1 protein-coding gene is annotated in these 607 nt (G+C 37.1%); it reads left to right on the top strand.

The window, feature by feature from the left end; all coding sequences use genetic code 11:
• The coding region (locus tag FS802_RS31745) for an NEAT domain-containing protein (protein WP_260989091.1) at positions 1–607 on the top strand (607 nt) is incomplete at both ends.

Here is a 607-nt window from a genome sequence, read left to right as displayed (position 1 = left end):
AGGTGGAAACGACAATCAAGGCGGAAACGACAACCAAGGCGGAAACGATAACCAAGGCGGAAACAATAACCAAGGCGGAAACAACAACCAAGGCAACAACACAACCATTGATCCAAAAGCCCTTAAAGATGGTGAATACAGCATTGGCTTTAAAGTTCTAAAAGATAAAACAGAAGAAATTTCAATGATGAACACATATACAAAGAGTCCAGCTGTACTAAAAGTGAAAGATGGTAAGAAGTATGTATCGTTTACATTAACGAATAGTGCATGGATTACAAAGTTTGAGTTTGAGAAGAATAGTTCTTTTGTTAATGCAAAAGTATTAAGTGAGAATAAAGAGCAAAATACAAAAGTAGTAGAGTTGGAAGTAGATGATTTATCTAAAAAATTAAACGCAAAAGTAAAAGTAGATATTGATGCGATGAATTATCACCATTTCTACGATGTTCAATTTGTATTTGATCAAGATAGTATAAAAGTTTTAGGTAATCAAGGCGGAAACGACAACCAAGGTGGAAACGACAACCAAGGCGGAAACGACAACCAAGGTGGAAACGACAACCAAGGCGGAAACGACAACCAAGGTGGAAACGACAACCAAGGC

The sequence above is a fragment of the Bacillus sp. DE0042 genome (assembly GCF_007680225.1).
GTDB classification, from domain to species: Bacteria; Bacillota; Bacilli; order Bacillales; family Bacillaceae_G; genus Bacillus_A; species Bacillus_A wiedmannii.
This window is presented reverse-complemented; position numbering and strand designations above follow the sequence as displayed.